At 63.3% G+C, this 13,050-nt stretch carries 15 protein-coding genes; 6 read left to right on the forward strand and 9 right to left on the reverse strand.

The annotated features are described in order from the left end of the window. The first annotated feature begins 43 nt into the window (after positions 1-43). From hemH to RCO31_RS14725, 3 genes are all read left to right on the forward strand, one after another. Positions 44-1,066 carry a ferrochelatase gene (gene hemH, locus RCO31_RS14715; RefSeq protein ID WP_308969158.1) on the forward strand — a complete coding sequence of 341 codons (1,023 nt, stop codon included), beginning with the start codon at positions 44-46 and terminating at the stop codon, positions 1,064-1,066. Between the two features lie 201 nt (positions 1,067-1,267). Beyond that, positions 1,268-2,254: an SPFH domain-containing protein gene (locus RCO31_RS14720; RefSeq protein WP_308969159.1), complete on the forward strand. Its 987-nt coding sequence runs from the start codon at positions 1,268-1,270 to the stop codon at positions 2,252-2,254. Positions 2,255-2,425: 171 nt separating this feature from the next. After that, positions 2,426-2,872, forward strand: a complete 447-nt coding sequence (locus tag RCO31_RS14725) for an NfeD family protein (protein ID WP_308969303.1) — start codon at positions 2,426-2,428, stop codon at positions 2,870-2,872. Between the two features lie 35 nt (positions 2,873-2,907). Here the strand turns inward: RCO31_RS14725 and RCO31_RS14730 are convergent, their stop codons facing one another. From RCO31_RS14730 to RCO31_RS14740, 3 genes are all read right to left on the reverse strand, one after another. Next, entirely contained in the window at positions 2,908-3,225 is a 318-nt protein-coding gene (locus RCO31_RS14730) for an AzlD domain-containing protein (RefSeq protein WP_308969160.1), read from the reverse strand. Further along, positions 3,215-4,006, reverse strand: a complete 792-nt coding sequence (locus RCO31_RS14735; protein WP_308969161.1) for an AzlC family ABC transporter permease — start codon at positions 4,004-4,006, stop codon at positions 3,215-3,217. Before RCO31_RS14735 ends, RCO31_RS14730 begins: the two co-directional genes overlap by 11 nt. 165 nt (positions 4,007-4,171) lie before the next feature. Next, on the reverse strand, positions 4,172-4,813 hold the full coding sequence (locus RCO31_RS14740) for a glutathione binding-like protein (RefSeq protein WP_308969162.1): 642 nt from the start codon (positions 4,811-4,813) through the stop codon (positions 4,172-4,174). 112 nt (positions 4,814-4,925) lie between these two features. Between RCO31_RS14740 and RCO31_RS14745 the strand changes: the two genes are divergently transcribed. The 3 genes from RCO31_RS14745 to RCO31_RS14755 all read left to right on the forward strand — a co-directional run bounded on the left by RCO31_RS14745 (position 4,926) and on the right by RCO31_RS14755 (position 6,941). Further along, on the forward strand, positions 4,926-5,588 hold the full coding sequence (locus tag RCO31_RS14745) for a TetR/AcrR family transcriptional regulator (protein WP_308969163.1): 663 nt from the start codon (positions 4,926-4,928) through the stop codon (positions 5,586-5,588). An 88-nt stretch (positions 5,589-5,676) separates the two neighbouring features. After that, positions 5,677-6,339, forward strand: coding sequence for a TetR/AcrR family transcriptional regulator (locus RCO31_RS14750; protein WP_308969164.1), 663 nt, complete (start codon positions 5,677-5,679; stop codon positions 6,337-6,339). Between the two features lie 143 nt (positions 6,340-6,482). After that, complete coding sequence (locus RCO31_RS14755) at positions 6,483-6,941, forward strand: DUF2852 domain-containing protein (RefSeq protein WP_308969165.1); 459 nt, start codon at positions 6,483-6,485, stop codon at positions 6,939-6,941. Positions 6,942-7,107: 166 nt separating this feature from the next. On the opposite strand, the gene RCO31_RS14760 is transcribed toward RCO31_RS14755, so the two are convergent. From RCO31_RS14760 to RCO31_RS14785, 6 genes are all read right to left on the reverse strand, one after another. Continuing rightward, on the reverse strand, positions 7,108-7,917 hold the full coding sequence (locus tag RCO31_RS14760; RefSeq protein ID WP_374991484.1) for a putative hydro-lyase: 810 nt from the start codon (positions 7,915-7,917) through the stop codon (positions 7,108-7,110). Positions 7,918-8,071: 154 nt separating this feature from the next. Continuing rightward, on the reverse strand, positions 8,072-8,758 hold the full coding sequence (locus RCO31_RS14765) for a DUF2848 domain-containing protein (RefSeq protein WP_308969167.1): 687 nt from the start codon (positions 8,756-8,758) through the stop codon (positions 8,072-8,074). Positions 8,759-8,799: 41 nt separating this feature from the next. Next, a complete protein-coding gene (locus RCO31_RS14770) occupies positions 8,800-10,083 on the reverse strand; it encodes a TRAP transporter large permease (RefSeq protein ID WP_308969168.1) in 1,284 nt (427 codons plus the stop codon). Further along, positions 10,080-10,700 carry a TRAP transporter small permease gene (locus tag RCO31_RS14775; RefSeq protein ID WP_308969169.1) on the reverse strand — a complete coding sequence of 207 codons (621 nt, stop codon included), beginning with the start codon at positions 10,698-10,700 and terminating at the stop codon, positions 10,080-10,082. Before RCO31_RS14775 ends, RCO31_RS14770 begins: the two co-directional genes overlap by 4 nt. A gap of 59 nt (positions 10,701-10,759) precedes the next feature. Continuing rightward, positions 10,760-11,797: a TRAP transporter substrate-binding protein gene (locus tag RCO31_RS14780; RefSeq protein WP_308969170.1), complete on the reverse strand. Its 1,038-nt coding sequence runs from the start codon at positions 11,795-11,797 to the stop codon at positions 10,760-10,762. A gap of 297 nt (positions 11,798-12,094) precedes the next feature. Then, the gene (locus RCO31_RS14785) at positions 12,095-13,000 is read right to left on the reverse strand and encodes a LysR family transcriptional regulator (protein WP_308969171.1); all 906 of its coding nucleotides are present in this window, start codon (positions 12,998-13,000) and stop codon (positions 12,095-12,097) included. Positions 13,001-13,050 lie beyond the last annotated feature (50 nt).

A 13,050-nucleotide genomic window follows, 5' to 3' on the forward strand; every position in this document is an offset into this window, starting at 1 on the left:
ACGTCTTGACAGCACCACGGCGGCGCGCGAAGGCATCGCCATCATGGCGGTCAATGACTTCAACAGCGAGCGCGCGGCGGCATCGGAGCGCGTCGGCGTGCTGCTCGTCAACCTCGGCACGCCCGACGCGGCGGACGCCAGGAGCGTGCGCATTTACCTGCGCGAGTTCCTGTCCGACCGCAGGGTGATCGAGGAGCAGGGGCTGGCCTGGAAGCTCATTCTCAACGGCATCATTCTTGTCGTTCGTCCACGACGCAAGGCGCGCGACTACAGGAAAATCTGGAACACCGAGAAGAACGAGTCGCCGCTGAAGACGATTACGCGCTCGCAGGCCGGAAAGCTCAGCGAACAGCTTGCGGGTTCGCAGATCGTCGTTGACTGGGCCATGCGCTACGGAAATCCGTCGATCCGCGAGCGGATCAATGCGCTGGTCGCGCAAGGTTGCGGTCGCATTCTGGTGGTGCCGCTCTATCCGCAATATTCAGCGGCGACCACCGCGACGGTCTGTGACGAGGTCGCTCGGGTGATGCAGGAGCTGCGCGCGCAGCCGGCGATTCGTTTCGCGCCGGCGTATCCGACCGATGCCACCTATATCGAAGCGCTGGCCTTGTCGATAAAGGCGCATCTCGCGGCGTTGCCTTATCGGCCGGATACGATCGTCGCTTCGTTCCACGGCATGCCGCAGGAGTATGTCGACAAGGGCGATCCGTACTACGCGCAATGCGTGGCGACGACCGAGGCGCTGCGCGCGCGTTTGGGCCTCGACACAGACAGCCTGATGCTGACGTTCCAGTCGCGCTTCGGCTCCGCCGAGTGGCTGAAGCCCTACACCGACAAGACCATCGAGGGCCTTGCCAAGAGCGGCAAGCGCCGGATTGCGGTGGTGACGCCGGGCTTTGCGGCCGATTGCCTCGAGACGCTGGAGGAGATCGCGCAGGAGAACGCAGAAATCTTCCGACACAATGGCGGCGAGCAGTTCTCGTTCATTCCCTGTTTGAACGACAGCGATGCGGGCATGGACGTGATCCGCCAGCTCGTGATGCGCGAATTGCAGGGCTGGATCTGAGCAAGGCTGGATCTGAAGGAAACGTGTGACCGGTCGACGGCCGGTCTGTTCGTATCGAACCTCAGATTATTTCTGCGCGACAAAGGACAGCATCACCGACGGCAAGCCGTCACACGCTGATCATACACCGTCGCGAACCGAATCCGGTTGCTCAGGGCCGCGCGGTGTTTCACATTGCCGGCCGCAGGGGAGACACATTACATGTCGGGCTTTGATATCTTTACGATCATTCTCGTTCTGCTCGTGATCTTGACGCTGTTCGCGGGCGTCAAGACCGTGGGCCAGGGCTACCACTGGACGATCGAGCGGTTCGGCAAATACACGCGGACGCTGCAGCCGGGGCTGAACTTCATCGTTCCGTACTTCGATCGGGTTGGCCGCAAGGTCAACATCATGGAGCAGGTGATCGACGTCCCGCAGCAGGAGGTCATCACCAAGGACAACGCAACCATCACCGTCGATGGCGTTGCTTTCTATCAGGTGTTCGACGCCATGAAGGCGAGCTACGAGGTCTCCAACCTCAACCAGTCGATCCTGACGCTGACGATGACCAATATCCGTTCAGTGATGGGTTCGATGGACCTCGACCAGGCGCTGTCGCATCGCGATGAGATCAACGAGCGGCTGCTGCGTGTGGTTGACGCCGCCGTTTCACCCTGGGGCGTCAAGGTCAACCGCATCGAGATCAAGGACATCGTGCCGCCGAGCGACCTGGTGGAGGCGATGGGTCGGCAGATGAAGGCTGAGCGCGTCAAGCGCGCCGATATTCTGCAGGCGGAAGGTCAGCGGCAATCGGAGATCCTGCGCGCCGAAGGCGAGAAGCAGGCGCAGATCCTGCAGGCCGAAGGCCGTAGGGAGGCCGCATTCCGTGACGCCGAGGCGCGCGAGCGCGCAGCGGAAGCCGAGGCCAAGGCGACACAGATGGTGAGCGAGGCGATCGGCAAGGGCGACGTGGCGGCACTCAACTATTTCATCGCCGATCGCTACATCAAGGCGTTTTCAGAGATCGCGCACTCGCCCAACCAGAAGATCGTCATGTTGCCGATCGAAGCGACGAGCGTGCTCGGCTCGCTCGCCGGCATCGGCGAGATCGCCCGGGCAACGTTCGGTTCGGAAGGCCAGACTGGGACCAGCGTTCCGCGTCGGACCGGCACAGTGCCGAATACGGGCGGTTCGCAGACCAGCTAGTGCGCTGGATTGGCTCGTACCAGCATTGCTGCGACTCCTGTGTACGAAATCCAAGAAGCGCATGAGCTTCATGAAATTGCGAGTGTCGTGCGAGGTGCTAACCTTCGCAGACGAGGTTGCCGCAGAGTGATGCGAACGTTAGAACCGGGACACTAGTGGGACTTGGAAGTGATGTGGGACATTGTCGTCAAGCTCGGCTCGTGGAATTGGCTGATCGTCGGCCTGCTGCTGATGGGGCTCGAGCTGATCGCGCCGGGCGTCTTCCTGCTTTGGCTCGGACTTGCGGCGCTGCTGGTCGGCATCGTCACGCTGTTTGCCGATTGGATCTGGCAGGTCCAGGTGATTGCGTTTGCCGCGTTCTCGCTGGCGGCCGTGCCGTTGTGGCGGCGCGTCGCGACCCGCAGTGCGCCGAATGCCGACAGTGCCTTTCTCAACCGCCGCACTGACGCGTTGGTGGGACGCGTGTTCACACTGGAAAAGCCGATCATGGACGGCACCGGCACGGTCAGAGTCGATGACACGGTCTGGCGCGTCAGCGGGCCGGATTGCCCGGCCGGCAGCCGTGTCAAGGTTGTGCGCGCCGATGGCGCCAGCCTGACGGTGGAGGCGGCGTCGTAGTCAAGGCTGGATGGGGTTGGCAAAAGCCAGCACCACTAGCCCAGCCCCGCGAAGCGTGCGAGCGCGGCGACGGCCATGCCGGTGATCACTGCGACGAAGTCGCTGCGCGTCAGCCACATCGACGCCATGGCGGCGAGGACTGCAAGCGCTGCGACAAGGCCGCCCTGGGCGACGACCGGCAGCACGGCCGCGGCGATGATCGAGCCGGGCAGAGCCTCGAGCATGCGTTTGACGCGCGGCGTCTCCGGCACATAGCGCATCAACCAAAAGCCGGTCGTGCGCAGCGCGACGGTGGCAAGTGCCATCGCCGCGATCACGATCATCACGTCCGTGCGCATCAGCTCAGCGGCCATTGGTATTGCCCTCGCTGAGGATGAAAGCTGCACTGACGGATCCTGCGACGGCACCGGCGATGATGAACCAGTAGCCGGACGTAAGCCAGGCAACCGTGGTGGCGACGATGCCGGAAATCACCCACGGTATCGTGCGCTCAAGGCCGCGATACGACGGAATGAGAAGCGCCGCGAAGAACGCCGGCATCAGAAGGTCGACGCCGTAAGCCTTCGGGTCGGTCAGACGCTCGGCAAGCAGATAGCCGGGGAGAGCGGCAAAGGTCCATGAGACGTAGGACAGGATCTGACCGCCAAGGAAGAATGATGCATCGGCGCCGCCGCGATCGCGGTAGCGCATCGAATTCAGCCAGCCGCCATCGGTCAGGATCGTCAGCGGTGGATAGGCCTGCCACACCGGCAATGTGCTGAACCAGGGACGCAAACTCGCGCTCATCAGGAAGAAGCGGGCGTTCACGGTCGCGGTCAGCAGCATAACCGCGGTGACAGTGGAGACCGTCAGCGCGTCGGGCCACGACTGCAGGATGACGAATTGCGACATGCCGGCGTAGACGATGCCGGTCATTGCCACCGCCTCGACCAGCGTGAAGCCCTTCTGCGCTGCCAGCGCGCCGAACGCCATGCCGAACGCGAACTGGCCCGGCAGAAGTGGCAGCATCGCCCGCGCGCCTTCGATCAGGCCGGCGCGCGACCAGTAGGCGGGCTGCTGACGATCGGGGACAGATGTTTTGCGATCCGGGCGCGCGATTGGCGCATCCGGCGGGCGTGCTCGGACCTCGGACATGATGTGCGCTTCAACCGCGTTCGGCTGTTTACGTCAACGCACCATTCGGAGGGTCGGAGTTGCGTCGCCGGCAGGACGAATACTGCCACTTTCAGCGGCACATGACCGAGCGCATCGCCTGCTTACGCCCCATGCTGGCGAGAGCAGGCGCTGTGCTCCGTGGTTCTACGCCGCCTTGTGACGGGCGAGCTCGGCCTTGTAGAGCGTGAATTCCTCCGAGACCGCCTTCTTGACGCTCGGGCGCTTGCGGATGCGGTCGCAGTATGCGGTGATCGCCGGCCACTTCGCGAGATCGATCGCGGGGATCGCCTGTGTCCAGTTCAGCACGGTGAAGAGATAGGCATCGGCGACACTGAAGTGGTCGAGCAGGAATTCGCGTCCCTCGAGATGCTTGTTGACGTGATCGAGCCGGGAGAGATTCCGCTGCAGCACATAGGCCTTCGCCTCCGCCGGCGCCTTGGGCTCGAGCAGCGTTACGAACAGTCCCTTGTGCAGCTCAGTGCCGATGAAGCTCAGCCACTGCTGCAGCCGCGTGCGCTCGATGCCGGGTTTCGCGGAGATGTGAGCGTCAGGGAAGCGCTCGGCCACATACTGAAGAATGGCTGCATTCTCGGTGAGAATCACGCCATCATCGGTTCGCAGCGTGGGTACAAGGCTGAGCGGATTGACGTCGTGGAAATCCGATTGGTCCTGTAGGACGCGTTTGGTCTTAGGATCGACCTCAAGAAAATTGGCCTCGGCGTCGGCTTCGTAAAGCGAAATTCGCGTGGCCATCGAACAGGCGAGCGGAGAGAAATAGAGATCCATGGGTAGCCTCCCTTTGATCCGACCAACACACGGCGCTGATCCGGCAAGACGCGTCCGTTGTATTTTGTACCGTGTCGCATAAATTGAACCTGATCAAGGATTATTTTGCGAAGTGGTACAAAAAAGATCAGATCGTCCGGCCAAGAGCGAGGCGCCGACGGCGCCAAGGAAGCGCGGTCGGCCGCGCGCCTATGAGCCGGACGTTGCGCTCGCACGGGCGATGGACGTGTTCTGGCGCGACGGATTTGCCGCGACCTCACTCGATACGCTCAGTGCTGCGACCGGTATGAATCGGCCGAGCCTGTACGGCGCGTTCGGCGACAAGCGCGACATTTATGTGAAGGCCTATGAGCGTTATCGCGAGCGGGGGCGGCAGCGGATGGCCGATATCTTCGCATCCGATCGGCCGCTGCGCGAGCAGTTGCGCCAGATCTATGCGGTCGCAATCGATATGTACGTCTCGGGTGAGGACGGCCCGCGCGGCTGTTTCACCGTCATGACCGCGACGTCGGAAGCCGTGTTCGATCCTGTTCTGCGCGAACTTGCCGTCAGCGGCCTTGATGAGATGGACCGTGCCTTCGCACGCCTGTTCAAGGCGGCGCAGGCGAAGGGCGAGCTTGCCGCCACCGCCGATCCCGCGCTGCTGGCGCAGCTTGCGAGCGCCGCCATCCACACGCTGGCGGTGCGTGCGCGGGTGCGTGTGCCGCGCAAGGATCTGGAAGCCATTGCGGCAGCGGCGGCCGACCTCATCTGCGGCAGGCCGAAGGATCGATAGAGCTCGCCTAAACTTGCGCCAGAACCCTTCGGCTTGGGCGCAAATCCTTCAGTGACGGTTCACTGCAAGTCATGTAATAGCCATTCACATGAGCTGGCGCAGGGATCGCGGCCGCAGCGAACGCGGCTATCACCACGGCAACCTGAAAGAGGCGTTGCTGCAGGCCGCGCTCGATCTGATCGCAGAGAAGGGCCCTGCCGGCTTTACCTTCGCCGAGGCGGCGCGTTCGGCGGGCGTCAGCCCCGCGGCGCCTTACCGTCACTTCCGGGATCGTGACGAGCTTCTGTCCAGCATCGCGCAACGCGGCTTCGAGCAGTTCGAGGCGCTGCTGACTGCTGCCTGGGACGATGGTCGTCCCGATACACCGACCGCGTTTGAGCGCCTTGGCAAAGCGTATCTCAAATTCGCGCGGGACGAGCCGGCGTCTTATTCGGCGATGTTCGAGTCGGGCCTGGCGATCGATGCCTATCCGGGATTGTTCGCGGCGAGCGAGCGCGCTTTCGCTGTGATCCGCAACGCCGCTGAACGGCTTGCGGCAATGACGCCGCCGGGCGTCTCGCGCCCGCCGGCGATGATGATGGCGCTGCACATCTGGTCGTTGTCGCACGGCATCGCGTCGCTGTTTGCGCGCGGTGACGGTTCGCGGCGCAAGTTGCCGATGTCGCCCGATGATCTGCTGGAGGCCGGCGTGCTGATTTACCTCCGCGGCCTTGGATTTCCGATCGGTACGGACGCCGAGAAGCCAAGGTAGCTGGGCCGCGGTGCCGCAGTTCCTGAAGAAACATTTTTCACGCGTTTGTGGATTTGGCTCGCTTGACTTCCACGCCATCTCCGCTAACTATGTAAATGTTATTTACATTCACGGTGGCAGTCAGTCACCCACGGGAGAGGATCATGTCCAATACCGCAGACAGCGAACGGTGGGGCCGTCCTGCCTGGAACGACAGCCCGAGTTTCTGGGAGACCCCGTCACACCCGGGCTGGATTGCCCTGATGATCCTCGGCTTCGTGTTCTGGTGGCCGATTGGTCTCGCCATTCTCGCCTACATCATATGGGGAAGAAAAATGTACGGATGCGGCGGCCGCTGGCAGCACAAGATGGAAAAGATGCAATACAAGATGGAGAAGATGCGCTCGCGCATGGAAGGGCGATACCCCTCCAGCGGCAACCGCGCCTTCGACGAGTATCGCACCGAGACGTTGAGGCGGCTCGAGGACGAGCAGAACGAGTTCAAGGATTTCCTGAACCGTCTTCGTCACGCCAAGGACAAGGCCGAGTTCGATCAGTTCATGTCCGAGCGCCGGTCGCGTCCGCCGACGCCGCCTGCGACCGATAATCCGCCGCAGAGCTGATCGCGCCCGAGCGGACCAACCAGGAAAGACCGCCCGCCTGCACACTGCAGGCGGGCTTTTTTCTGCGGGTGCGATGACCTCTCGCGCCGACCCATGCAGGAGCGGCCGTCCTTGCTTCGGCCTCCACGCATGCGCTCATGACGCGCATGGTTGCAGCAGCGGCGGTTCAGCCGGTCGCTAGCGTGCCGTTGCGAATATCGGTGACGAGCATGCAGCCCGGGGCGTGGGTGATGCAGAACCCGGGCCGCACAGTGGCGATCACGGCTTGCGGTGTGACGCCGCACGCCCAGAACACCGGTATTTCGCCAGGTTTGATCTCGACGGGGTCGCCGTAGTCGGGGACCGCGATGTCCTGAATTCCGATGGCAGCAGGGTCGCCCAGGTGAACCGGCGCACCATGGACCGACGGAAAGCGGGCGGTCACCTGGACCGCCCGGATCGCATCGGCCGGCGACAGCGGACGCATCGATACGACGAGCGGGCCGGAGAAGCGGCCCGCCGGAGTGGTCGCGATCGAGGTGCGATACATCGGCACGTTCCGGTTCTGCTCGATATGGCGCACTGGAAGTTCGGCGGCGATCATCGCCTCCTCGAAGGAGAACGAGCAGCCGATCAGGAAGCTGACGAGATCGTCGCGCCAGAGTTCACGGATGTCCGTCGGCTCCGCCACGAGCTCGCCATCGTGCCAGACGCGGTAGCGTGGAAGATCGCTGCGGACGTCGAGTTCGCGCCCGAGTGCCGGCAGCATGGGATCGCCGATCTCCGACATCCCGATCAGCGGACAGGGCTTCGGATTGCGCTGGCAAAACAGCAGGAATTCGAATGCGAGGTCGCGCGGCAGGATCGCCAGATTGGCCTGCACGAAGCCCGGCGCGACATTCGCCGTTGGCCCGTCGAGGGCGCCTGAGCGGGCGGCAAGCCGCGCCGCATAAGGATCGGATATGGACAGATTGCTTTGCATGGCCTCAGTCGTCATTAGCTGCGCGTAGCGCCAGTTTCATCACCTGTCCGATGGACAGGATCGCGATCGCAACCGGCTGAGCCGGCGATTATCAATCCAGTCAACCAAAGGAGGTCGCCCGCGCCGTTGCGCGAGCGTCCTTGCAGTTCGGTCGCCGTCCGGCGCATGATCAGGCCACAACCGGCAACTGCTCTATCCGGTAGACGTGCTCGATGGTGCGGCCGAGCACCGGGTCAAACAGCTCCATTGCGAAGACCGGGGCGGGTCGGATCCCGCCGATCGCCCCGACTGTGCCGCAGATCATGCCCGTTCCTTCCGGCAGGAGCGTGGCGCCGCCGGTGAAGCCGCGGATAAGTTCGAGCGGCGGCCGTAGCGCGGCCAGCGGACCTTCCTGGTAGAGGACCCGCGCTCCGTTCTCCTCGATATAGGAGCGGATGACCATCTCGTCCCAGTGCCCGGCGACCTCGGCGAAGCGCCACGCTGAACGCGCCAGAGGCTTGGCGCAGATCTGCTTGGAAAGCGCGACCCCCAGCGTCTCCAGCTTACGGTCCGTATGGTCGGAAGCGAGGCTGACATACATCTGGCCACCTGCGCTGAAGACGAAAGTCTCGACTTCGCCGGAGCTTTCGCCGCCGAGCACCTGGATGCGGTTCGCCTGCGTCATCAGGTTCTCGGCGACGCGATAATAGAGCGGCACCGTGCTCGGGCGCGGCACGCCGATGGCGGCGAGCTCCTCGATATGATGCTCGATCGCCGCGCGGTCGCGCCCGGCCCAGCCCGCGACTACCAACTCGGTGAGATCGACGCTGAGCGCCTGCCCGCCGGTGCTGCCGTCGACAATGAAATTCAGTTCCATGACGTCCTGCGGTTATTTGATTGGAAGGCAGTGCGCCGCGGCTATTCGAAAACGCGGGGCAGGAAGAGCGCGAGGTCGGGAAAGATCGCCAGCAGCAGCATCAGCACCGCCATCGCTGCCACGTAGGGCATGCTGCCGGTGATCACTGCGTTCATCGAACCGCTCTTGCGCAGGCTTTGCACCACGAAGAGGTTCAGGCCGACCGGCGGCGTGATCAACGCGGCCTCGACGAGGACAATGATCAGAATGCCGAGCCAGATCGGATCGTAGCCGAGCTGGATCATGATCGGCGCTACGATCGGGATTGTTGTAATCATCATGGAAAGCGTCTCCATGAAGCAGCCGAGGATCAGGTAAAAGACCACGATCACCACGAGCATCTGTACCGGCGACAAGCCCAGGCCTCTGATCGAGCCGGTGATTGCGTCGGTGATGCCGGTCGCCGACATCACGAAGTTCAGGAAGGCCGCCGCGATGATGATCAGCATGATCATCGCAGTCGCCTTCATGGTGCCTTCGACGGCTTCGCGCAGCATCGAGAGCGTCAGCCGTCGGGACCATGCCGCGAGGGCCATCGCGCCGGTAACACCGAGCGCGGCAGCTTCCGTCGGTGTGGCAAGGCCGGCATAGATCGATCCGACCACAAGCAGGAAGATGCCAAGCGGCGGCACGAGATGGGCAAGGCTGACGAAACGCTCGCCCCAGGTCGCGGTGATGCGCCGCCCACCCCATTCTGGCTTCGCCACGCAGCCGATGATGACCGTGAGCATGAACAGACCGGCCAGCAGCAGGCCCGGAATGATCCCGGCGAGATAGAGCTTCGGCACGGAGGAGTTGGTCAGGACCCCGTAGAGTACGAGGTTGATCGAGGGCGGGATCAGGATGCCAAGCGTTCCGCCCGCCGCCAGGCTGCCGAGGAACAGCGGCTCGTTGTAGCCGTAGCGCTTGATCTGTGGCAGCGCGACCGTGCCGACAGTCGCGGCCGTTGCGACGCTTGATCCCGAGGTCGCCGCGAACAGGGCGGAGGCGCCAATATTGGCGTGCATCAGTCCGCCGGGCAGCCAGGAGAGCCACAGGCTCATCGCGCCGTACATGCGTTCGGCGAAGCCGGCGCGCAGCAGGATTTCACCAAGGAGGATGAAGAGCGGGATGGCGACGAGAAGAAACTCGTTATTGGTGCTCCATGCGAGCTCGCCGATGCCGCGCGTCAGCGGCAACATCGAGTAGAGCGGGTCAAGGATCAGGCCCAGCACGCCGAGCGCTGCGGCGACTGGAATCGACAGGCCGATCAGGACGAGCAGAAGGATCAGGGTCGTGGCGATCATGCGGCCTCTCCCTTGACCATGCGCTCGCCGGCGGCAGCTTCCTCTTCGGCTTCCTCCTGCGTCGAGCGAACTCCGGCGATCGCCTTCACGGTTGCGATATCGCCGGTCACCAGCGCGATCGAGGCGCGTAGCAGCATCAGCGCAAGAATGACGCACATGAACACGAGGCCCGAGAACCACAGCCCCTGCGGGATCGCCAGCGGCGTCGCTAGCGGCGTATTGGCCCGCGAGCCCTGGGCCAGCGACGCACCGACCACGTCATAGGCGTAATAGGTCAGCATCGCCATAAAGACGCCAAGCGCGACCAGGGACAGCCAGTCGACGACTGCAGCCAGCCGCACGGGGAAGTACTGGTAGAGCGCATCGACACGGACGTTGGCCCGCTGCAGGGTGGCGAAGGCGAGCGACCAGCTCGTGCTGACGGCGAAGGCGTAACTCGAGAGCTCATCTGCGCCACCGGTGGTGAAGCCGAGGAATTTCCGAGCCAGTACATCGAACGAGATCAGCAGAACGCTCGCGATCGTCAGCGCCCCGGCGCACCAGACGGCGACGCGCGACAGGGTTTCGGCATGACGCAGCAGTGCCGCAAGAGCGTCAGGCGGGGACGAGCTTGTCATGGAATCCTGGGCTCCCGAGAGATGGCGGAGACCGGCGCGCCGGTCTCCGTTTGCAGCGGTCACTTCTTGGCTGTCAGGCCGAGCTCCTTGCCGATCGTGGCGTTGAAGCCGGAAACACAATCGGCCGAGCAGCGAGCCGCCCATTTGGGCAACACCTTCTCCTGCAGCACGGTCTTGAGCAGCGCCTTGTCGGCATCGCTCGGAACGACGAGCTGCATCTTGCCTTTCACGGGGAGCGTGCAGGCTGCGGCGCCAGTATTGCAGTCATAGCCTTGCTGGGTCTGTTGCGCGGCGGCGTCCCAAATCTGCGCGACCAGGGTCTTGATGTTGGTGGCCAGAAACTCGCGGACTTTCGGATCGATCTTGTTCCACGCAGCCTCGTTGACCGCATGGATCTGCTGGTTCCAGTTGATCGGGAGCGCCAGAAGGTGGGTGGAGACCTCGTACCATTTGGCTGAATAGCCCGAGAGCGAACCGGTAATGGCGCAATCGACGACCTTGTTCTGCAAGGCCGGCACAACCTCGCCGAAGGCCATGGTCACGCTGGAGCCGCCGAAGGCTTCGACAAATTCGGCCTGGGTGCGGCTCGAGGTCCGGACCTTCTTGCCCTTGAGGTCTGAAAGCCCCTTCATCTCGGCGTTGCAGAACAGGACCTGCGCCGGATAGGGCGAAATACCGAGCAGGCGGACCTTCGAGCCTTCGCCGTAGAACTTGGCATAGACCGGCTCGAACGCCTCGGTGACCATGCGCGCTGTCTTGGCGTCGGGCGCGAGGCCGGCAAGATCGATCGCTTCGTTGATCGGGTTGTCGCTGGCGAAGTAGGACAGGGTGGCGGTGCCGAATTCGATCACGCCCTGCGACATCAGCCGCAGCAGCTCGGGCCCTTTCAGCCCCATCTCATTGAAGCCCTTGATTTCGGCCGTGACCTGGCCCTTCGACTTTTCTGGAATCGTCTTGCTCCAGAACGGCTGCTCGTAATCCTGGTACGCTGTGAGGTTGCTCAGCCCACCCACGACCTTGAGGTTGGTTTTCGGCAGGTCCTGTGCGGCGGCACCGGTCGCGGTGAGCAGACCGGCGGCTAGAATGAGAGCTTTCATCGATTTCCCCTGGTTGCTTGTTGTTGATGCGGTTCTCCGCGCCTCGAGTCGCAGGACCGGCACGCGCGGCGTGGCCAGCAGGCGTTCTTGGCTGTTCGGCGTGACGAGAACCATCTCGGATCAGGCCGAGACGAGCGCAGCGCGTGTGATAAAGCGCACCGAAACAGTGGGTGTTTGCAACGTTCAACGCCTGACCCTTGCCGTGACTTTAGAGCCGTCTATGCCCTGTCATTGCAAGGGCATCATGGACATTGCTGTCCAATCGTATGTTTGGAACCAGGGTATAAGCCAAATTTATCACTGTCCGGCACCGGACGCGTCCTGCCGGGCAACCGCTTGCGCCATGCGTGCGATGATGCGGGATGGATAGCTATCGGGCCCGTCGATCCAGCTCGCGGTGAAGCTCAGGTCGGGCAACGGATCGGCCTCGACCTGGAGGATGCGCAATTCGCCCCGCGCCAGTTCACGACCGAGGAAGACTGGTGTGATGACCGCCGCACCGATGCCATCGAGCACCATCCGCACCACCATCGAGAGCGAGGCGCTGCCATACATGCGCGGGGTCGAAATGCCGGCGCGCATCAGCATGTCGCGGACCTGTCGGTAGGGCGTGCTGCTGGAGGCGTAGGTGATGATGGGGAGCTCGGCGATGCGTGCGAGCGGGACCGGGCTGGGTCCGAGATCGGCGCCGGGTTTGACGACCCAGGCGAGCGGATACGTACAGAGCGGCAGGTTCTCCACCCGCGGCTCGAGAACCGGGCCGAGCAGGAAGGCGAGATCGATCTTGCGCGCCATCAGATGGGATTGCAGCACATGTGTGCTGTCGACTTCGATCTCGAGGACGAGTGCCGGATAGGCGACGTGAACTTCCTCGATCAGCTTGGGCAGCCAGGTCTGGACAATGGTCTCGGCTACGCCGATACGTAGCGTTCCGCTCATTGTGGTCTGGTCGCGGGCGGCCTGGATCATGTCGCGCCGCGCCTGCATCATCCGTTCCGCATAGGCGAGCAGTTCATGGCCCTTGGCCGTGAGCTTTACGCCGCGCGCGTCGCGCTCGAACAGGCGAACACCGAGCGCGGCCTCCAGCGAGGCGATCCGCTGCGAGATCGCGGGCTGGGTGGTGCCGAGCTTCTCCGAGGCTGCGCGAAGGCTGCCAAGCGCGGCTGCCCAGAAAAAGGTCTCGATGTTGCGGAAGTCGATCATGACTCGATGATGCCGAGGGGCCGACCGGGAACCAACAAGAAAACGGCCAA

This window comes from Bradyrhizobium sp. LHD-71 (genome assembly GCF_031157255.1).
Lineage (GTDB): Bacteria > Pseudomonadota > Alphaproteobacteria > Rhizobiales > Xanthobacteraceae > P52-10.